This window comes from Streptomyces sp. GL_141 (assembly GCF_057834385.1).
This window is the reverse complement of record NZ_CM174402.1, coordinates 466,884-486,909: the sequence shown is the minus strand read 5'-3', so window position 1 is coordinate 486,909 and position 20,026 is coordinate 466,884. Positions and strand designations below refer to the sequence as shown.

Sequence of the window (20,026 nt, the reverse complement as noted above, 5' to 3'; positions counted from 1 at the left end):
ACCTCAGGACACGATGTCCTTGCGCGCGAACCCGCGGAACGCCAGCGCGAACAGCACCACGGCGTACGACACCGACACCACCGTTCCCTTGATCATCCCGCCCCACTCGAGCTGCGGCTGCAAGGCGTCGGCCCACGCGAACTGCCAGTGCGCGGGCAGGAACTCCCGCCAGGACCCCAGCGCGGTCACCGCGTCCAGCACGTTGCCGACGATCGTCAGACCGACCGCCCCGCCCACCGCGCCCAGCGGAGCGTCCGTCCGCGTCGACAGCCAGAACGCCAGCCCGGCCGTGACCAGCTGCGATACGAAGACGAACGCCACGGCGATCGCGAGCCGCCCGATCGTGTCCCCGGCCGGCAGCGAGCCGCCCGCGGGGAGTTCCAGCGGCCCCCATCCGTAGGCCGCCGTACCCGCGGCGAGCGCCACCAGCGGCAGCAGCACCATCGCGGCCAGGCTGAACCCGAGGGCCACCACCAGCTTGCTCCACAGCAGCCGGGCCCTGGGCACGGGCGAGGCCAGCAGGTACCGCAGCGAGGACCAGCTGGCCTCCGAGGCCACCGTGTCCCCGCAGAACAGCGCCACCGGCACCACCAGCAGGAACCCGGCCGACACGAACAGGCAGGTGGCCGCGAAGTTCGCGCCCGAGGCCGTCGCCGTGTCGATGAGGGTGATCCGGCCGTCGCCGCCCCGGCTGCCGGGGCCGCCGCCGACCGCGAAGGCGATCATCAGGATGAAGGGCAGCGCGGCCAGGATCCCGCCCATCACCAGCGTCCGCCGCCGGCGCCACTGCCTCAGTGCCTCCACGCGCAGCGGCAGCGTCCGGTTCGCCCGGTAGCCGTGGGCCACCTCGCGGCCGATGCCGTCCGGCGTCACGTCGCCGTCCGCGGGCGAGTCCTCCGGGTTCCTGTGCGCGTTCGCATCCGTCACGGTCTTCATGCCGCGCCTCCGATCAGGGTGAGGAACGCGTCTTCCAGCCGCCGGTGCGGCCCCACTCCCGAGACCGGCACCTCCAGCCGTACGAGTTCGGCGATCAGCTCGGCGGCGCTCGCGCCGTCCAGCCGTACGAGCAGACCGTCCTCGGCGCTCGCCACGGACTCCACTCCCTCCAGCGCGGCGATCTTCCCGACGACCGCCTCGTCCACCGGTTCGGCCAGCGACACCAGCAGCACGTCGCCGCCGCCGGTGATCTCGGCGACCTCGCCCGCCTGGACGAGCCTGCCGCGGTCCATGACCACCAGGTGCGTGCAGGACTGCTCGACCTCCGACAGCAGGTGGCTGGAGACGATGACCGTCCGCCCGCCGGCCGCGTACCGGATCATCACGTCGCGCATCTCGCGGATCTGCGGCGGGTCCAGACCGTTGGTCGGCTCGTCGAGGATCAGCAGGTCCGGCATGCCGAGCATGGCCTGCGCGATCGCGAGGCGCTGGCGCATGCCCTGCGAGTACGTGCGCACCGCCCGCTCCAGCGCGTCGCCGAGCCCGGCGATCTCCAGGGCCTCCTCCATGTGGGAGTCCGCGGCGGGACGGCCCGTGGCCTGCCAGTACAGCTCCAGGTTGGCGCGCCCCGTCAGGTGCGGCAGGAAGCCGGCACCCTCCACGAACGCCCCGACCCGCGAGAGCACGGGCGCGCCGGCCCGGACCTGGTGCCCGAAGACCCGGATCTCCCCGGCATCCGGAGTGATCAGGCCCATGAGCATCCGCAGGGTCGTGGTCTTGCCCGCGCCGTTGGGTCCGAGCAGGCCGAGCACCTGGCCCTTCTCCACCCGGAAGGACAGGTCCCGTACGGCGTAGCGGTCCTGCGCCTTGGCGTAGCGCTTGGTCAGCCCGGTGATCTCCAGCGGTACGCCGGCCAGCGCCGGGTCGGGCTGCGCCGCGCCCGCCCGGCCCCCGCCCGGCCCCCGGCCGGTCCTGCGGATCCCCACCAGCGCAGCGGCCAGCAGCGCCGCCCCGAGGGGCATCCACCAGGTCCAGGCGGGCAGCCCGGAGGACGCCGTGCGCACCCCGCCCGCGACGGGCACGGCCAGGGGGCCCTGCGCCGAGACGGTGTAGGTGGCGGGCACGGCCGGGGAGGCGTAGCCGAGGTCGGTGGCGGCGACGACGAGCCGCAGCCGGTGCCCGGCCTCGACGGCGTGGTCGATCGCGGGCAGCCGCAGCTCTACGGTCTTGTCCTGCTGCGCGCCCTCCACCCGCACCGGGGCCACCAGCTGACCGGGCAGCACCTGCTGGCGCCCGTCGGGGCTGACGTCGTACACCTTGCCGAACAGGACGGCCGAGCCGTCCTCAGCCGTAGACCTCACCTTTAGGGTGATGGTCGGGGTCCCGGTGATCCGGGTTTCCCCGGTCAGCGGCTCCGACTCGAACCGGGCGTTCTGCCCGGGGAAGTCCAGCGAGAGGCCGCCCCCGAGGGCGGCGAGCTGCCCGCCGATGCCCGGAAGCGCGGAGAGCGCGGGCGGGGCCCCGCCCGCCGGGTTGGCGAAGGTCTGCTCCCGGCCGGTCAGGGCGAACTCGCGCGGCCCGGACAACAGCCCGGGATAGGTGGAGCCGCTCGCTCCGCGCAGCGTGACCCGGCCGTCGGTGGAGTCGATGCCGCCGGAGCGCGAGACGCGGAAGGCGGGGCCGGTGTCCACGGCCGTGTCCTCCTTGAGGTACCGGTCGAACCAGGTCTTCACCCGGTCCTCGACCCGGTCGGCCTCGCGCATGCCCCCGTCGTGACCGCCGGCCGCCCAGTCCACGGAGACGGGCGCACCGTTGGCGGCGATCGTCCGGGCCATGGCATCGGCCTGGTCCAGCGGGAAGAGGGAGTCGTCCTGGCCCTGCGTGATCAGGGTCGGCACCTTGATCGCGCCGCCGACCGCCGAGGGGCTGCGCCGCTCCAGCAGTGCGCGGGCCTCCGGATCGGGCTTGCCGGCCACCGCGACCCGTTCGTACATGGCGCACAGCTCCGGCTGGAAGCGTCCGCAGCCGGGCGCGGCCGGGCCCGCCTGCGGGGCGGCTCCCGGGCCGGAGGTGCCCGGCTGCAGCCCGCCCGCGGAACCGGTGGTGAAGAAGAGGCCCGCCCACAGCTTCTTGAAGACGTCGCCGGGGAAGAGGGAGTCCGCGAGGTTCCAGTAGGTGATCGAGGGGGCGATGGCGTCCACGCGCGGGTCGTTGCCGGCCGCGAGCAGCGAGACCGCCCCGCCGTACGAGCCGCCCGCGATGCCCACGCGCGGATCTCCCGCCGCGTCGAGCCGCACCCCGGGGCGGGCGGCGATCCAGTCGATCAGCCGGGAGACGTCCTTGACCTCGAAGGCGGGGTCATTGAGCCCGATCTTCCCGCCGGATCGGCCGAATCCGCGCGCCGACCAGGTCAGCACGGCGTAGCCGTCACGGGCGAGGCGCTCGGCCTGCGGGCGCACGTCCTCCTTGCTGCCGCCGAACCCGTGGGCGAGGAGCACGGCGGGCCGGTTTCCCCCGCTGTCCCCTCCGGCCGTGAAGTACGAGATGTCGATGCCGGCGCCGGGCATGTCGAGGACCTTGTCCTCGCGGCGCACGGACGGGGCGTCGCCGGCCGCGGCGGTGGCCGTGAGGGTGCCCGCCCCCGCGACGACGGCGAGCGCGGCCGCGCCCGCGAGCAGGCGGCTGCGGCGGCGCCGGGGCAGTCGGAGCTTCATACGGGAACCCTAAGCGCCAGGCCGCCGGTGGCCGCGCTCCCGCAGGCTGAACTGCGGACGTCCTCAAGGACTACACCGGTCGGTCGTCGTACCGCGCCTGCGGTATGCGGCGGGCCGGGGTCGGGGCCGGGGGGCGATATTTTCCCCCACCCCACCCCACCCCACCCCACCCCTTCCCGGCTGTGCGGCATTCCGCGGCTCCGCCGCGCTGGGGCTCCGCCCAGACCCCGCGCCTCAAACGCGGCGCAGTCGTTCGGGGTGTTCTTGGTGACGCTGCCTGGTACGACGGTGACCGTGCCGCCGTTGCTGTAGACACCGCCGCCTTGCCCCTCGCCCGGCAGCGACCGCGGCGAGCAGGTCTGACCTAGCCCAACCGACGCGTGGGGAGATTCACCGAGCTCCATCAGGGCAGCAGAGTCCCCGACGCCGGTCGGAAATCAGTACTCCTCGTCGGGATAGCCCCACTGAACCGTCCCGCTCGCACCGGCAGCTACCTCTGCGACGGTCGCCGCGAAGAGCCCTTCGAAATGCGGCCGCCACAGGTAGAAGCGGCTGATCCCCAGCGGAAAGTCGGATTCGCCGGACACGAAGAACGCGCCGTCGTCGTCCACCGCCACCCCCAACGACACCTGGAGGATGAGGGACTCCTCACGCAGCAGCTCCTCGAGAGCACGGACGATCTCCCAGGCCTGCGGCTCACCCGTGACACCGGTAACGGTGAAGGCGAGATCAATGTTGACCGACATGGAAGGAAGGGTAGAAGGCGCCACCGACATCGCCAGACGACGGTCCGACATATGACCTCGCTGGCATCTCTGAGGGCGCGGACGGCAGCGTCCAGAGACGTAGCGGGCGATCGCCGGGCCGGCCCCGGACTGCGATCCGGTGAAACGGATCGGAGAGCGGGGCCGGGTTCGTCAGCGGCTGAGGTTGCGGAAGCGCTTGACGGCGAGCGGGAAGAACACCGCGACCAGCGCTACCGGCCAGGCCACGGCGAGGAGTTCCGCATGCGTCGCGGCCCAGGAGTCGCCGGCCGCGCCCGGGTTGCCGAACAGGCCGCGTACCGCGGTGGCCGTCGCGGACATCGGGTTCCACTCCACGATCGCGCCGAGCCAGGAGGGCATCGATTCGGGTGAGGCGATGGCGTTGGAGAGGAAACTGACGGGCCAGACCAGGATCTGTACGGCCTGCACCAGTTCCGGCTTGCCCGCGACCATGGCCAGGTGGATGCCGATCCACAGCATCGCGAAGCGCAGCAGCAACAGCAGTCCCACCGCGCCCAGGAAGGCGGCGAAGCCCTCGTGCCAGCGCCAGCCGATCGCGTATCCGACCGCGATCATCACGGTGAGGCCGACCACCGACTGGAGCATGTCGGCGACGCTCCGCCCGACCAGGACCGCGCCGGAGTTCATCGGCATGGACCGGAACCGGTCGATGACCCCCTTGCCGAGGTCCTGGGTCACCGAGAGCATCGTTGCTTCCAGGCCGAAGGCCATGGTCATGGTGAGCATGCCGGGGACGAGGTAGGCCTTGAAGTCGCCCTGGACGCCCTGTCCGCCGCCGATGAGGTAGCTGAACATCAGCAGCATCATCACCGGGAAGACCAGCCCGACGATCACCTGTACGGGCTGGCGCGCCCAGTGCGCCAGCTCGCGTCGGGTCATCGTCCAGGAATCGGCGGCCGCCCAGCCCAGCTTCGAGCCTGTGCCGGGCATCGTGCTCATGCCGTGCGTCGTGTTGACACCGTACGTCGTGTCCACATCGTGCGTCGTGCTCATGCGGCGTCCTCCTTGGTCAGGTGCATGAAGACCTCGTCGAGCGTCGGCCGGCGTACGGCGATGTCCTCGGCCTCGATGCCGGCCGCCTCGAGCGCCCGCACGGTCTCCGTCAGCGCCGCCATGCGGTCGCTGACCGAGGCGCTGACCATCCGCCGGTCCTCGTCCACCGTGACTTCACCGGGCAGGAGCGTGGCCGTGCGGGCCAGTTGGCCGGCGTCGTGCAGGACCACGTCGATGCGGTCGCCGCCCGTCTTGGTCTTCAGCTGGTCTGCCGTGCCCTCGGCGATGACCTTCCCGTGGTTGATCACCGCGATCTGGTCGGCCAGCTGGTCGGCCTCCTCCAGGTACTGCGTGGTCAGCAGGACGGTCGTGCCGCCGCCGACCAGGGAACGCACCGCGCTCCATACCTCCGTACGGCCGCGGGGGTCGAGCCCGGTCGTGGGCTCGTCCAGGAAGAGCACTTGCGGCTGGGAAATGAGGGAGGCCGCGAGGTCGAGCCGACGCCGCATGCCGCCGCTGTACTGCTTGACGGCCTTCTTGCCGGTGTCCGCGAGCCCGAACCGGGCCAAGAGCTCATCGGCCCGGGCGCCCGCACGGCGGGCGCCGAGGTGGTAGAGCCGGCCGAACATTTCCAGGTTCTGGCGGCCGCTGAGCTCCTCGTCGACGGCGGCGTTCTGGCCGAGCAGCCCGATCCGTGAGCGCACCTCGCCGGCCCGGGTCCTCACGTCGATGCCCGCCACCTGGACACGCCCCTCCTCGGGACGCAGCAGCGTGGACATGATGCGTACGGCCGTGGTCTTGCCGGCGCCGTTCGGGCCGAGAATCCCCTGGACGGTCCCCGCTCGGACCGTGAGATCGAGGCCGTCGAGGGCCTGCTTGTCCCCGTACTTCTTCCGGACACCTTCGACGACGATCGCCAGATCGTGGTCAGACAAGGCAACCTCCTCCACTCATTGATCAAACTTGACTAGATCCTCGAAGGTAGGCCACTCCGACCGGTTAGTCAAACTTGATTAGGGCGAGAAATCGACGGGAACCGTGGAGCTGGTCAACTCGCGGAGAGGTAATCTAGTCAAAATTACCTAGAGGGGGGACGCCCATGTCAGCGATCCGGCTGCTGGTCCTCGGCGCGGTGCGTCAGCACGGACGGGCCCACGGCTACCAGGTGCGCAACGACCTGGAATTCTGGGGCGCCCACGAGTGGTCCAACGCCAAGCCGGGCTCGATCTACCACGCGCTCAAGCAGATGGCGAAGCAAGGGCTCCTCATCGCGCACGAGGTCGCGCCGAGCGCCGTCGGCGGCCCGCCCCGCGTCGAGTACGAGATCACCGAGAAGGGAGCCGAGGAGTACCTCGCACTGCTGCGCCAGGCTCTGACCTCGTACGACCAGAAGATGGACATGCTCTCGGCCGGCATCGGATTCATCGTCGACCTGCCGCGAGCCGAGGCTGTCGCACTCCTCAAGGAGCGCATCAGGGGCCTTGAGCAGTGGCGGGCCGGGGTCACCGAGTACTACGTACCGGAGAACGGGCCCGAACAGCTCGGGCACATCGGCGAGATCATGAACATGTGGGTGCATTCCGCAGACAGTGAAGCGGAATGGACGCACAGCCTGATCGCGCGAATCGAGGGCGGTGCGTACACCTTCGCGGGGGAAGGCGAACCCTTCGTGGGCGTCCTCGCGGACGACGAGCCGAACCCGTACGCGACGGGGCCGCACCCGGAGGACAACCGGTAGTGACGCACCCTGGCGGCGGCGGGTGTGAGCGCAGCAGCTACGGGCTACGGGTCGGCAGACCGGCGTCGATGTCCCAGGCGGCCTCGCGCAGGCGAGCGCCGGCGTGGGCCCGGTCCGGTTCGCCGGCGACGTTCGGCAATGCGGTGCGAGGGCGGCTGGGCGGGGCGGGCGTGCGCTGGTGCCTGGCGTCCCCGGTTGCGGGTGTGGACCGCCTGCAGGACCTTGGGGACAAGGGCCGTCTCTCAGACGATGCTGGGGAGGCAACATGTCCCATGGCGAGAGAAACCTAACCGAAGAGCAGCAGAAGGTCGTGCACGACGCAATGCGGAGTGTCGCCACCGCCTACGCCAGCGCTCGGTCCCGTCTCCTTGAGGCGGGCGTGGAGCCCACCGAGGACAACCTGTCGCCGTGCAGCCTGTGTAGCTGCGCCTTCTTCAAGTTCCCCGGAGGTCTGTCCGATGACACTTTCAAGTGCGGGCGGCCCACATGCAGGCACGACTTGGAAAGCCACGAAAACGTAGAGTGACTCTGGAGCCCGGACTCGTCGGGGCCATACCGGTTCCCGGATCCGGGCCGGGTGCGGGCGGCCGTCGAGCGGGTCCCGACCCCGCGCGCTCTCGGTACGCGGGGGAGGACCGGCGACCGCCGACCTCTCCGTCGTCCGGCCGCCAGCCGCGGCGCCGGTGCTGCTGACTACGTGGCTCCATCCTCAGGGAATCAGTTCGAGTCCCATTCGTCTGAGGTCATTGGCCTGGCGTCGGGGTATCGCCGTTGGATCTCACTCAGCACCCAGGCGTCGGCTGTGCGGACATCCCAGCTGGAACTGTCGAACTCCCTCAGGGTCAGTACGAGTTCGTTGCCCGCATAGCCCTCGAAGTCGCCGTCGATCGCCTGCAGGTAAGGCGCGTCCATGGCCAGCAACTGAAGGGTGGGGATTCCGGTGCCGGCTGACGCCTTCATCATCCGAGCAAACGCCGGGTGTGGCTGCTCGTCGAACATCTGAGCCTTCCATGTCAGCCCGAGTCCGTAACTCCCCAGTCGGACCAGAAGCTCAGCCAGGGTGACGTGGCGGCGATCAGCCGGGCCGCCCGTGTGAAGGGAATCGTCCCGCCAGGCCGCAAAGGTGACCATCTGCATGGTGGATGGCATTTCAGTCATTGCCTCAGCAACCTGCTTCGATCTTGGAGAGTCGCTCCTTCCAGCTCTTCCATTGTCCGAGCTCGCACCATCCAGACGAAACGGATTAGATCTGGGGCCCGGCTGTTTGCGGCCGCGCCGTACTCGTTGCCCGGGCTGCAAGGTTACGCACGTGCTGCTGGCGGAGGGCACGGTCCGTGGGTGGCTGCGGGCGTTCGCGGGGCGGGCGGAGGCCGTGCGCGCCGGTACTTCACGGGCGCTCTGGTCGGGCTCGCGGACGACCCGGTGATGCCGGATGCGGCGCCGTCGACGTTCGCCGACGCGGTTTCGGCGGTCGAGGCCGCCCGCCGGGCTGATGAAGGCGCCCACGCTCAGGAACTCGGTGAACTCGCCCTCCTCGCCGTGTCGGCGCGCGTACACCGCCAGGGAGTTCGGAGAACCGTGGGAGCCCGGCGAGAGGGTCACTGAGGTGGCCTCGCTCGGCGCCGTACGCCTTCCCGAACGTGATGACCTCGTCCTACGAGATGAACCGTCGCAGGTTCGCCATCAGCTTCTCCTCGAACGAGGAAGCTCGTAGCCCTGGCCCGGCTGGTGCGCGGCGCGCAACGACGCCCCAATCCCACGTTGTCCGAACGGCCTGCCCTGATCCTGGCCTTCGTACTGCGGGTGGTCGCCGCCTGCCTCCTAGGGGCTTGTTGCGTGGCCACGTGCTTCGTCAGCGCGGGACGATGATTCTGGCTGCTGATGTGCCCAGACCGGTCGGCCCGCCGAGTACCGGTCCCGTCGCGGCGGCCGGGATGGTGGTGCGCTGAGCCTGGAACCGGTGCTCGGTCAAGGGGTCCACCGGCTCGTCACCGAACAAGCTGTGCAGCCGCTCGGATACCGCCGGCCGCAGCGGGATACGGCTGCCCAGTCGGCGTTCGTGGTAGCGGTCCTGGATCTGAACGTACAGAAAACCGGCCCGGCCGTAGTGCACGAGGGCGTCGTGCGCCCCACTGGCCCCGAGATCGTCAATGAGGTCGAGGTAGACCGAGCGGTAGGCCGTCTGCCTGCGCGAAGCAAGATGCTCGTTGGCGGTGGGCTGGTGGGCGTCGAGCCGGTAGACGTCCATCGCGGACTTGCACAAGTCCATGGACATGCCGTCGGCGATGGCGCTGTCCATCAGCCAGGTGAACGACGCGGGGCCGGCGTCGTACAGGCGCGCTACTCCGATGAGACATCCGTAGGTGTTGGCGGAGTACGTGCGGTAGATGACGGCGTCCCATACACCGGACGAGTTGTTGAGCCGGGTGTGCAGGTCGGCACGGCCCCGGGTCGGCGTGTGGTCGAGCTTCTCGGCGTATTGGAACAGGTATGGGCGGACCAGGGCGAGCAGCGCGTGTACAGCGTCGTGCCCCCAGCCCTCCTCGTCCATGGCGGCGATGATCTCGCCGACCGATCGGCCGTACCTGCGGAACCCATCGCGCACGAGGTCCAGCGGCGGAATGCAGATGTCGTCGCAGATCGTGGTCAGAGCGGTGTAGCGGAGGAATGTCGGCTGGTCGGCGTAGCGTTCGCCGCACCAGTCGGCCGCCCACTGGATGGAGTCCCGGCAGACGTAGGTCACCACCTCCGCGGCCGTCGTGTCGTTCTTCTTCGCCCAGTCCGAGTAGTCGATGCGGGCTCCTTCTCCGGCGTCGGTCCTGGCTGTGACGTCACGCATGAGGGGCCAGAGGTTCGTCTCGTGGGTCTGCGGTGTGCCCGCCACGTAGCCGTCGCCGCCCATGAGGAAGAACAGGTCGGCAGTGTCCTTAGTTCAAGACGTCCACGCACACCGGAGAGCGAAGGCTGCCCGCCGCGCCGAAGGCTGGTGACGGCAACGAGCCCATCGTCGAAGTGACCAGGCCAGTGGCGCACCGCACCACCGATGAAGCCCCTGCCAGAGGCACAGCGGTGTGGTCGGTCTGAGTCCTGACCTGCTGATCGAGCTCTCCCGTTGTCATAAAGCCCGGTGTACCGCTCGGCGGCGCACCACGAGGTGATCGAATGAACGCTTCACCCGAATGAGCCGTCTGCCCAGACGGGGCCAGGCCCCCCACCGCATCAAACGCCGGCCGAGTCAGGCCGCCGGGCCGCCGGGCCGCTGGTCCCAAGACTCAACGGAATCGCCGATGGCACCACACCTGTGGCACTGGCCAGGGTTAGTTGCACCGGCTCTGAGCTTCGTCATGACGTCGTGCTCCGCCTCGCGCCACACGATTCCGCCCAGAGAACCCGCTCTGCCAGGAATGCAGAGTCCTCGTGGTTGCGGCCCAGCAGAAGCCGGTACGCCCGGGAGCCTGACGCAGCAGGGCCTTGTGGCTCTGCCTGTCGCGCCTCCGGGACCAGCGGGGGAGGCTGGTGGTGCCAGGCCCGGAGCGGCGGTGAAGGAGGCCATCCCGAGTGGTCCTGACTGCACCCTTCGAGCCGATGCTCGCCCAGGCCGCCGACCACGTCCCCGGCTCCTGCGTCCTGGCGAGCGGCTTCGCGGCGGAGCAGCAATTAAGTGTGCCGGGCTGCGCCGGGAGCCGCCCGGCAGGAGGATGGCCGCATGCTGCTCGCCGAGGTCGCGCGCGTGTCCCGGGAGGTCGCCGCGACCTCCGCCAGGTCGGGGAAGACCGCCCTGCTCGCAGAGCTGTTCGCCGCCGCGCCCGCCGGGGAAGCGGCGCTGGTCGTCTCCTACCTCGCCGGGCGGCTCCCGCAGGGCCGCCCGGGCATCGGCTGGCGCGCGCTGGCCGGGGAGACCGAACCGGCCGCCGAACCCACCCTGACCGTGACCGCCGTCGACGAGGCGGTGACCCGGCTCGCCGCCGTGGCCGGGGCCGGCGCCCAGGCCGAACGCCGCCGGATCCTGGACGGCCTGCTCGGCGCCGCCACCGAGGCCGAGCAGCGGTTCCTGCGCAGCCTGCTCGGCGGGGAGGTGCGCCAGGGCGCGCTCGACGCCGTGGCCCTGGACGGGGTGGCCGCCGCGGCCGGGGTGCCCGCTGCCGACCTGCGCCGGGCGGCGATGCTCGACGGCTCCCTGCCCCGGGTGGCGGCGGCCGTGCTCGCCGAGGGGGCGGCGGCCCTGCGTGAGGTCACCCTGCGCGTGGGGCAGCCCGTACAGCCCATGCTGGCGAACACCGCCAAGTCGGTGGCCGAGGCCCTGGCCGCGCTCGGGCCGTGTGCGGTGGAGGAGAAGCTCGACGGGATCCGCGTGCAGGTCCACTGCGAGGGGGACGACGTACGGGTGTACACGCGCTCCCTCGACGAGATCACCGGCCGGCTGCCGGAAGTGGCCGAGCTGGCCCGGTCCTTCCCGGGGGACCGGTTCATCCTCGACGGGGAGGTCATCGGACGCTCCCCGGCGGACGGGCGGCCGGTGCCGTTCCAGGAGGTGGCGAGCCGGGTCGGCTCGCGCGCCGACGTCGAGGCCGCACGGCGGACCCTTCCGGTCGTCCCGCACTTCTTCGACGTGCTGGTGGCGGGGGACCGCGTGCTCCTCGACCTGCCGGTGCGCGAACGGTACGCGGCGCTCACCGCCCTGGTGCCGGAGGAGTTCCGGGTCGGCCGGCTCGTGGTCGAGGACCCGGCGGCGCAGGCGGCCGAGGCGCAGGAGTTCTGGACGCGGACCCTGAGCCGGGGGCACGAGGGCGTGATGGTCAAGGCCCTCGACTCCGTCTACGCGGCCGGCCGGCGCGGCAAGCACTGGCTCAAGGTGAAACCGGTGCACACCCTGGACCTGGTCGTGCTCGCCGTCGAACGGGGCCACGGCCGGCGCACCGGCCTCCTGTCCAATCTGCACCTGGGCGCCCGGACCGCCGACGGCGGATACGCGATGCTCGGAAAGACCTTCAAGGGACTGACCGACGCGATGCTGCGCTGGCAGACCGAGCGGCTCGGCGAGCTCGCGGTCGAGGACGACGGCCACACGGTCCGGGTGCGCCCCGAACTGGTGGTGGAGATCGCCTACGACGGCCTGCAGCGCTCCCCGCGCTACCCGGCCGGGGTCGCGCTGCGCTTCGCGCGGGTCCTGCGCCACCGCCCCGACAAGCGGGCGCAGGACGCGGACACGGTGGAGACGGTGCTCGGCGGCCCCACCGGACCCGGCGCCGAAACGGGATCCGGCGACGCCCCGTAAGGCCGGTTTACCTCAGAGGCAAAGCGGATTGCCAGGCAGGTAAGTTTCTGGCTCAATCGGGGCATGACAACCGGTCCTGCCCCCGGCCCCGGCGAAGCGGCCGACCCAGACCCCAGTGCCACCGCCCTCAGTGCCACCGTCCCCGGTGCCACCGCCCCCGACGCCGAGCTGCCCACCGTGGCCCCGCAGCTGCGCGATCTGCGCCGCCGGGCCGGGCTGACCCTGGAGGCCGCCGCCGCCCGGGCCCGGCTCTCGCCGGCGCACCTGTCGCGGCTGGAGACCGGCCGCCGCCAGCCCTCGCTGCCGCTGCTGCTCGGGCTCGCCCGCACGTACGGCACGACGGTCTCGGAGCTGCTCGGGGAGACCCCGGCCGTCGCCGATCCCATCGTACGGGCCGGCGGCCCCGGCGCCCGCGAGGCGGACGGCTGGACGTACTGGCAGGCCGGCGGCTCCGGCCGCGGGATGCAGGCGCTGCGCGTGCACGTCCCCAACGGCCGCAGCCAGGGCGAGCTGGTCCGCGTCCATCCGGGGGAGGAGTGGCTGTACGTGCTGCAGGGGCGGCTGCGGCTGCACCTGGGGGAGACCGAGCACCTGCTGGAGCCCGGGGACAGCGCCCACTTCGACTCGCTCACCGCGCACCGGATCAGCGCGGCCTCGGCCGCCGGGGCGGAGCTGCTGTTCGTCCACACCCTGCTGCAGAGCAGCCTCGCCGGCCTGTGCCTCGGCGGCGGTACCGGCACGACCACATACCACCGATAGGCGAGGAGCCGTACGCCATGTCCGATTCACAGGGCACGAAGCAAGTGCAGCAGTCGAAGTTCCCGCGCGGTCTCATCATCCGGCTCGTCGCCTACTTGTTCGTAGGTCACTTGTTCGCGTTCTTCGTCTACCTGCTCTTCGTGCTGGGTGCGCAAAACCAGTGACAGCGGGCCGGAATTTCCGTACACGGCTCTAGGAACCTACAGGTCCTGAAGCTACCCTCCGCGCATGATTTCCACGGTTGTCTGGGGTACCGGCAACGTCGGCCGTTTGGCCATCCGTGCCGTAGAGGCCCATCCGGCGCTGAAGTTGGCCGCCGTCATCGTCCACAATCCAGAAAAGGTCGGCCGCGACGCCGGTGAACTCGGCGAACTCGACTACGAGACGGGCGTCGCGGCCACCGACGACATAGAGGCGGTCCTCGCGGCCCGCCCGCAGGCGGTCGTCTACGCGGCGTCCGGCGACATCCGCCCCGACGACGCGCTCGCCGACATCACCCGGGCGATCCGCTCCGGCGCCGTCGTCGTGAGCCCCGCCCTCTATCCGCTCTACGACTATCGCAGCGCCCCACCGGAGTTCCTCGATCCGGTGACCGCCGCGGTCGCGGAGGGCGGCGGTTCGCTCTTCGCCTCCGGCGTCGACCCCGGCTGGGGCAACGACGTGCTCCCGCTGCTGCTCAGCGGGCTCGGCACCCGGATCGACGTCATCCGCTGCCAGGAGATCTTCGACTACTCCACCTACGACCAGCCGGACTCCGTCCGCTACCTCATCGGCATGGGCCAGCCCATGGACTACGAGCCGATGATGCTCATGCCGTCCATCCCGAGCATGGTGTGGGGCGGGCAGATCCGGATGATGGCCCGGGCGCTGGGCGTCGAACTCGACGACATACGCGAGACCGTGGAGCGCCGCGCCCTCGACACCACCGTCGCCACGCGCACGATGGGGGAGTTCGAAGGAGGCACCCAGGGCGCCGTCCGCTTCGAGGTGCAGGGGATCGTCGAGGGCGAACCCCGCATCGTCATCGAGCACGTCACCCGCATCCACGCCTCCTGCGCCCCCGACTGGCCGACCCCGCCCGACGGCGGCGACGGCGCCCACCGGGTGATCATCGAGGGCCGCCCGCACATCGAGGTCACCATCGAGGCCACCGACGAGGGCGAGAACCGCTCCGCCGGAGGCAACGCCACCGCCGTCGGACGCCTCGTCGGAGCCATCGACTGGCTGGTGGAGGCCGAACCGGGGCTCTACGACGCCCTGGACGTCCCCCTGCGCCCCGCCGTCGGCAAACTCGGAAGGAAACTGTCATGAGGATCGACATACCCGAAGGCCAGCACCCCATCGAGTACGTGTGGGGCGACCTGGTCCCCGGCATCGGCATGGCCGCCGCCAACTTCTCCCTGTCGGTGTACGCCCACACCACCCTGGGACTGCGGGAGTTCGAGGCGGCCCGGCTGCGCGTCGCGCAGATCAACGGCTGCGTCTTCTGCCTGGACTGGCGCACGGACCGGGACGGGGAGAAGGTCGAGGACGAGTTCCCCGAGGCCGTCACCGACTGGCGCACCACGGACCGCTTCGACGAGCGCACCCGGCTCGCGGCGGAGTACGCGGAGCGGTACTGCCTGGACCACCACGGCCTGGACGAGGAGTTCTGGGACCGGATGACGGCCCGCTACAGCCAGGTGGAGATCGTGGAGCTGACGATGAGCATCGGCTCCTGGCTGGCCTTCGGCCGGCTCAACCACGTGCTCGGCCTCGACAGTGTCTGCGTGCTGCCGGGCCACTGAGCGCGGGGCGCGTGCGGTGCGCACACGGGACCGGGGCCGTCGGAGAATCCGACGGCCCCGGCCTTCGTGCTGTCCGCCGCCCCTACAGGTCGGTGGCGATGATCTTCTCGATGTTGCGCTCGGCGAGCGCGGTGATGGTGACGAACGGGTTGACGCTGGTGTTGCCGGGGATCAGCGCGCCGTCGATGACGTACAGGCCGGTGTAGCCGTGCAGGCGGCCGTAGTTGTCGGTGGCCTTGTCCAGGACCGCGCCACCGAGGGGGTGGTAGGTGAGGTGGTCGCCCCAGATCTTGTTGGTGCCGAAGAGGTCGGTCCGGTAGATCGTCCCCTCCTTCGAGTTGATCTTGTCGAAGATGGTCTTCGCCATGGCGATGGACGGTGCCTTCCACGCCGTCTGCCAGTTCAGCTCGACCCCGCCCGTCGAGGCGTTGTACGTGAACTCCGCGCGGTTCGGGTTCTTCGTGATCGACAGGTAGAACGAGGCGTACGTCTCGATGCCGGTCGGCAGCGGCGCCACCTCGGCGAAGGCGCCGCCCGCGTCCCAGTTGTCGATGCCGCCGCAGGGGATGGAGGCCTGCACCTTGCCGGTGGCGTCCCACATGTGGTTGGCCCGGCCGCACATGACGTTGCCGTTGTCGCCCCAGCCCTTGCCGATCTCGTTGTTCAGGTTGGGCAGGGCGCCGGTGGCCTTGAGCCGGACGAGCAGCTTGCTGGTGCCGACGCTGCCGGCCGCGAAGAACACCTTGTCCGCGACGACGGTCTTGGTGCCGACGGTGTCGCCGGTGGTGTTGATCTGGTCGATGACGACCGTGTACCCGCCGCCGGAGGCCGGGGAGACCGAAGTCACCTTGTGCAGGGGCGAGATGGTGACCTTGCCGGTGGCCTTCGCCTGGGCGATGTAGGTCTGCTGGAGGGACTTCTTGCCGGCGTTGTTGCCGTAGAGGATCTCACCGGCGACGGCGGACTTGGGGACGGTCCCGGCCGCTTCCTGCTTCATGTAGTCCCAGTCGTATACGTCCGGGACGAAGACGAAGGGGAACCCGGCCCGCTGGGCGTGCTTGCGGCCCACGCGGGAGAACTGGTAGCAGTCGACGCTCTCGAACCAGGCCGGGTCGATCAGGCTGACCCCGAGGCCCGCGTTGGCGCGCGGGTAGTAGGTGTCGTACATCTCGTCCGCGTTCACGGTCGGCAGGACGGCGCCGAAGTTCGCGCGCTTCGGGGTGACCGCCATGCCGCCGTTGACCAGGGAGCCGCCGCCGACGCCGCGGCCCTGGTAGACGATGATCCCGCCCATCTCCTCGGCGTCCAGGATGCCGGTGTAGCGCGGGACGGCCTTGTCGATGGGGAAGCCCAGGAAGTTGCTCAGCGGCGCCTTGGTCTTGGTCCGGAGCCAGTACGCGCGGTAGTCCGGGGTGGTCGTATTGCAGAAGATCTTGCCGTCCGAGCCGGGGGTGTCCCAGGCCATGCCCATTTCGATCATGTGGACGTCGACCCCGGCCTGGGCGAGCCGCAGGGCGGCGACGGAACCGCCGTACCCGGTACCGATCACGAGGGCCGGTACGTGCGCTCCGTTGTCGATCGGGCCGGCGGCGGCCGCGCCGGCCGTGGCGGCCTGGGCCTGGGACGGGGCGATCTGACCGGCGAGGGCCATTGCACCCAGGATGGAACCCGTTCTACCGAGAAATCCTCGACGGGATACGCCGTTCTGGTTCGTTTTGTGCAGGCCTTTGTCGCTCATGTGAGCTTCCTCACTCTAGGCGGAATGAGAACGAGTTCTACTGCCGAGTGCTTGCGAAGTCACTAGATACGTCAAGGCGTCTTTCGCCGGCGGTGGCCGTGGGCGGCGTCGGTTCGCGGCCCGCGGAGGGCCGGCGAAGGTCCCATCGGACGCTGGGAACGACCACCCGCTGTGCACGGCCGGCGATCCCGCAGTGACGGAAACCGCCCCGCGGAGGGGCCCGCGGGCGGGGTGCGTCCGCTCGAATCCACCACGTCAGAAGTCGAACGCGTTACGGGATGCCCCGCCGCCCCGGGGTGGCGGGGTCCTCGGCGCATCCAGCCACTCCGCCATGGCTGCATCCCGCGGGCTCCGAGGCCGAAAAGCGACAAACCGCAAGGTGGGCCCGTGATCGGCGCGCGAATCTTTTTACCTTCGACAGGCGCTCCTGTTCCGCCCCCGGGCCGGTGTTACAGGCTCGGCGCACCCCGCCGGGCGCCCTCGCGTACAGAAGGGGAACGCGGGCGGTCGCCGGTCCAGACCAGGATCAGCGTCGAGGCGGCCGCCGCGAAGGCGCACCAGGTGGAAGCGAACTCCAGCCTCCACAGGGCGGCGCAGACGAGGGCCCCGGCCGCCAGGAGGGAGCCGAGGAGGCGCAGCCGGCGGTCCCCCGAGAGGAGCAGGGTGCCGAGCGTGGCGAACAGGTAGCCCGCCAGGGCCAGGGGCATCCACGGAAGGTTCACGCCGTACCCGAGGGTGTGGCCGCGGATCTCGGCGCTCACCGGGCGGGTCGCCAGGCAGTACGCGAGGTACGCGCCGGTGGCGGTTCCGGCGGCGGCCGGCAGCCGGAGCCTGGGCCTGAGCTCGGGCGCGGCGGCGAGCAGCACCCCGAGCGGCACCCATACGGGCAGCAGCGGGAGGGCGATGACCGCCCAGGCGGTGGTGGCCGGGCCGCAGCCGCCGCCGGAGCGCCAGACGGCCGCCTCGATCAGCTGGTGCGCGCCGAGGATCAGCGGGAGCGCCGCGACGGGCAGGTCCCGGGCGCGCCGGGTCCGGGCCAGGCAGGCGATCCCGACGGCGGTGATGACCGTGCCCGCCGTCAGATCGGCCGTCGCGCTCCAGCACATGGCGCCCTCCCGATCCCACGGTAGGCCGAGGTGGTCACGTCTGCCACACCACGGATCTTTGGAAAAATTCGACAGGAAGGAGAAGAATCCTGCACGAGTCTTGCCGTGTTTCCGTGCGGGGTCCTACTGTCCCGGCCATGCCCCCAAGAAGAGCCGCAAGCCGAGCCGCAAACCCAGCCGCAGCCGGCGCAGCACGCAGAAGAGCCGTCCCCACACGGGCCACCGCCGTCCTGGCGGCGTTGACCGCGTCCGCCCTCGGCCTCGGCGCCCTGGGCGCGGGCGCGGCCGAGGCCCGTCCCGCCGCCGCGGGCCCCGCGGCCCCCACGGCCGTCACCCGGGCCGCCCTCGACCCCGCACTGGCCGAGGGCCGCGGCGCCCGGGTGGACTTCGCCGAGCAGGAGGCGGAGAACGCCGCCACCTCCGGCACGCTCATCGGCCCCGACCGCACCGCGTACTCCCTGCCCGCCGAGGCCTCCGGCCGCAAGGCCGTGAAGCTGGCCCCGGGCCAGTACGTGGAGTTCACCCTGCCCGCGGCGGCCGACGCCGTCACCGTCCGCTACAGCCTCCCCGACGCCCCCGCCGGTGGCGGCATCACGGCCCCGCTCGACGTCACCGTCAACGGCAAGAACCGCCGCTCCATGACGCTGACCTCGCAGTACTCCTGGCTGTACAACCAGTACCCCTTCAGCAACGACCCGCAGGCCGGCCTCCTGCACCCCGACTGGTGGATCACCGAGTGCGGTTGCGTCCCGGCGGCCACCACCCCGGCGCCGGTCATCGCCAAGCCGTTCCGCCCCACCCACATGTACGACGAGCAGCGCCTGCTCCTGGGCCGCACCTACCGGGCGGGCGACAAGGTCCGGCTCACCGTCCCGGCCGGGAGCCCCGCCGCGTGGACGGTGATCGACCTGCTCGACTCGCAGCGCGTCGGCGCCCCGCACGTGGAGGCGGCCGCCGCCAACGCTCTCCTCTTCGGCGCCGACCCGACGGGCCGCCGGGACTCCGCCGATGCCATCGACCGGGCCATCGCCTTCGCCAAGCGCCACCGGCTCCCGGTCTACCTGCCGCCGGGCACCTACCAGGTCAACCGCCACATCATCGTGGACGGGGTCACCATCACCGGCGCCGGCAGCTGGTACACCACCGTCAAGGGCAAGGGCGTCGGCTTCTACGGCAAGGAGGCCGCGGACGGCGGCAGCCGGGGCGTCCACCTGTCCCGCTTCGCCATCGAGGGCGACGTCCGCGAACGCGTGGACACCGACCAGGTCAACGGGGTCGGCGGCGCGATGAGCGACTCCACCATCGACTCCCTCTACATCCACCACACCAAGGTCGGCCTCTGGTTCGACGGCCCGATGAGCAACGTGAAGGTCACCCGCAACGTCATCACCGACCAGATCGCCGACGGCCTGAACTTCCACACCGGAGTCACCGACTCCCTCGTCCAGGACAACTTCGTCCGCAACACGGGCGACGACGGCCTCGCCATGTGGGCGGAGAAGACCACGAACGCCCGCAACACCTTCGACCACAACACCGTGCAGAGCCCCACGCTGGCCAACGGCATCGCGATCTACGGCGGCGCCGACACCACCGTCACCGCCAACCTCGTGGCCGACCCGGTCCGCGAGGGCAGCGCCCTGCACGTCGGCTCCCGCTTCGGAGCCGAACCCTTCACCGGCAGCCTGCGGATCGACGGCAACACCACCGTGCGCTCCGGCACGTACGAACTGAACTGGAACATCGGGCTCGGCGCGATCTGGTTCTACGCCCTGGACCGCAGCATCGACCAGGCCGACATCCAGGTCACCGGGAACTCCTTCCTCGACAGCACCTACAACGCGATCATGCTGGTCAGCGACTGGCCGGTGAAGGACAAGGTCCGCATCGAGAACGTCCACTTCAAGGACGTCCGCGTCGACGGCACCGGCACCTCCGTGGTCAGCGCGCGCGTGGCCGGCTCGGCGAGCTTCGAGAACGTCGACGCCCGGGGCGTCGGGGCCGTCGGCGTCAACAACTGCGGTTCCTTCAACTTCCCCGCCACCGGCTCGGAGTTCACCCTCGTCGACCGCGGCGGCAACGACGGCGGCGGCACCACGGGCCCCTGGCTGTCCGGCTGGGAACTGCCCAACACCATCACCTGCGACGACCGCCCGCCGGTCGTCGCCCCGCCGGCGCCGAGCCCCTGGTGAACA

Annotated in this window: 17 protein-coding genes; 8 read left to right on the top strand and 9 right to left on the bottom strand. The window is 70.9% G+C overall.

Annotation, left to right across the window (positions count from 1 at the left end; genetic code table 11):
- Nucleotides 1–3: 3 nt before the first annotated feature.
- From AC3IX6_RS02085 to AC3IX6_RS02065, 5 genes are all read right to left on the bottom strand, one after another.
- A complete protein-coding gene (locus AC3IX6_RS02085) occupies nt 4–936 on the bottom strand; it encodes an ABC transporter permease (RefSeq protein WP_489368446.1) in 933 nt (310 codons plus the stop codon).
- Nucleotides 933–3,650, bottom strand: a complete 2,718-nt coding sequence (locus tag AC3IX6_RS02080) for an alpha/beta fold hydrolase (RefSeq protein ID WP_489368445.1) — start codon at nt 3,648–3,650, stop codon at nt 933–935. Before AC3IX6_RS02080 ends, AC3IX6_RS02085 begins: the two co-directional genes overlap by 4 nt.
- A 437-nt stretch (nt 3,651–4,087) precedes the next feature.
- Nucleotides 4,088–4,396, bottom strand: a complete 309-nt coding sequence (locus AC3IX6_RS02075; RefSeq protein WP_489368444.1) for a hypothetical protein — start codon at nt 4,394–4,396, stop codon at nt 4,088–4,090.
- Between the two features lie 171 nt (nt 4,397–4,567).
- Nucleotides 4,568–5,374 (bottom strand): ABC transporter permease, encoded by an 807-nt coding sequence (locus tag AC3IX6_RS02070; RefSeq protein ID WP_489371710.1) that lies wholly within the window; start codon nt 5,372–5,374, stop codon nt 4,568–4,570.
- Between the two features lie 50 nt (nt 5,375–5,424).
- Nucleotides 5,425–6,363 (bottom strand): ATP-binding cassette domain-containing protein, encoded by a 939-nt coding sequence (locus tag AC3IX6_RS02065; protein WP_489368443.1) that lies wholly within the window; start codon nt 6,361–6,363, stop codon nt 5,425–5,427.
- A gap of 164 nt (nt 6,364–6,527) precedes the next feature.
- On the opposite strand from AC3IX6_RS02065, the gene AC3IX6_RS02060 reads away from it, so the two are divergent.
- Both AC3IX6_RS02060 and AC3IX6_RS02055 read left to right on the top strand, forming a co-directional pair.
- Entirely contained in the window at nt 6,528–7,166 is a 639-nt protein-coding gene (locus tag AC3IX6_RS02060) for a PadR family transcriptional regulator (RefSeq protein ID WP_489368442.1), read from the top strand.
- A gap of 265 nt (nt 7,167–7,431) precedes the next feature.
- The gene (locus AC3IX6_RS02055; RefSeq protein WP_489368441.1) at nt 7,432–7,692 is read left to right on the top strand and encodes a DUF6422 family protein; all 261 of its coding nucleotides are present in this window, start codon (nt 7,432–7,434) and stop codon (nt 7,690–7,692) included.
- A gap of 191 nt (nt 7,693–7,883) precedes the next feature.
- Here AC3IX6_RS02055 and AC3IX6_RS02050 read toward each other — a convergent pair whose 3' ends face one another.
- The gene (locus tag AC3IX6_RS02050; protein WP_489368440.1) at nt 7,884–8,324 is read right to left on the bottom strand and encodes a hypothetical protein; all 441 of its coding nucleotides are present in this window, start codon (nt 8,322–8,324) and stop codon (nt 7,884–7,886) included.
- 694 nt (nt 8,325–9,018) lie between these two features.
- Nucleotides 9,019–10,005: a hypothetical protein gene (locus AC3IX6_RS02045; protein WP_489368439.1), complete on the bottom strand. Its 987-nt coding sequence runs from the start codon at nt 10,003–10,005 to the stop codon at nt 9,019–9,021.
- Between the two features lie 867 nt (nt 10,006–10,872).
- Between AC3IX6_RS02045 and AC3IX6_RS02040 the strand changes: the two genes are divergently transcribed.
- From AC3IX6_RS02040 to AC3IX6_RS02020, 5 genes are all read left to right on the top strand, one after another.
- On the top strand, nt 10,873–12,441 hold the full coding sequence (locus tag AC3IX6_RS02040) for an ATP-dependent DNA ligase (RefSeq protein ID WP_489368438.1): 1,569 nt from the start codon (nt 10,873–10,875) through the stop codon (nt 12,439–12,441).
- A gap of 63 nt (nt 12,442–12,504) precedes the next feature.
- The gene (locus AC3IX6_RS02035; RefSeq protein WP_489368437.1) at nt 12,505–13,200 is read left to right on the top strand and encodes a helix-turn-helix domain-containing protein; all 696 of its coding nucleotides are present in this window, start codon (nt 12,505–12,507) and stop codon (nt 13,198–13,200) included.
- A gap of 17 nt (nt 13,201–13,217) precedes the next feature.
- Entirely contained in the window at nt 13,218–13,364 is a 147-nt protein-coding gene (locus AC3IX6_RS02030; RefSeq protein WP_489368436.1) for a DUF6126 family protein, read from the top strand.
- A 64-nt stretch (nt 13,365–13,428) separates the two neighbouring features.
- Nucleotides 13,429–14,511, top strand: a complete 1,083-nt coding sequence (locus AC3IX6_RS02025; RefSeq protein WP_489368435.1) for an NAD(P)H-dependent amine dehydrogenase family protein — start codon at nt 13,429–13,431, stop codon at nt 14,509–14,511.
- Nucleotides 14,508–14,987 carry a carboxymuconolactone decarboxylase family protein gene (locus AC3IX6_RS02020; protein WP_327302617.1) on the top strand — a complete coding sequence of 160 codons (480 nt, stop codon included), beginning with the start codon at nt 14,508–14,510 and terminating at the stop codon, nt 14,985–14,987. Before AC3IX6_RS02025 ends, AC3IX6_RS02020 begins: the two co-directional genes overlap by 4 nt.
- A gap of 82 nt (nt 14,988–15,069) precedes the next feature.
- Here AC3IX6_RS02020 and AC3IX6_RS02015 read toward each other — a convergent pair whose 3' ends face one another.
- Complete coding sequence (locus AC3IX6_RS02015) at nt 15,070–16,725, bottom strand: GMC oxidoreductase (protein ID WP_351434288.1); 1,656 nt, start codon at nt 16,723–16,725, stop codon at nt 15,070–15,072.
- 449 nt (nt 16,726–17,174) lie between these two features.
- On the bottom strand, nt 17,175–17,831 hold the full coding sequence (locus AC3IX6_RS02010) for a DUF6629 family protein (RefSeq protein WP_489368434.1): 657 nt from the start codon (nt 17,829–17,831) through the stop codon (nt 17,175–17,177).
- Nucleotides 17,832–17,968: 137 nt separating this feature from the next.
- Here AC3IX6_RS02010 and AC3IX6_RS02005 point away from each other — a divergent pair, with 137 nt between their 5' ends.
- Nucleotides 17,969–20,023, top strand: a complete 2,055-nt coding sequence (locus AC3IX6_RS02005; protein ID WP_489368433.1) for a glycosyl hydrolase family 28-related protein — start codon at nt 17,969–17,971, stop codon at nt 20,021–20,023.
- The last annotated feature ends 3 nt before the right edge of the window (nt 20,024–20,026 follow it).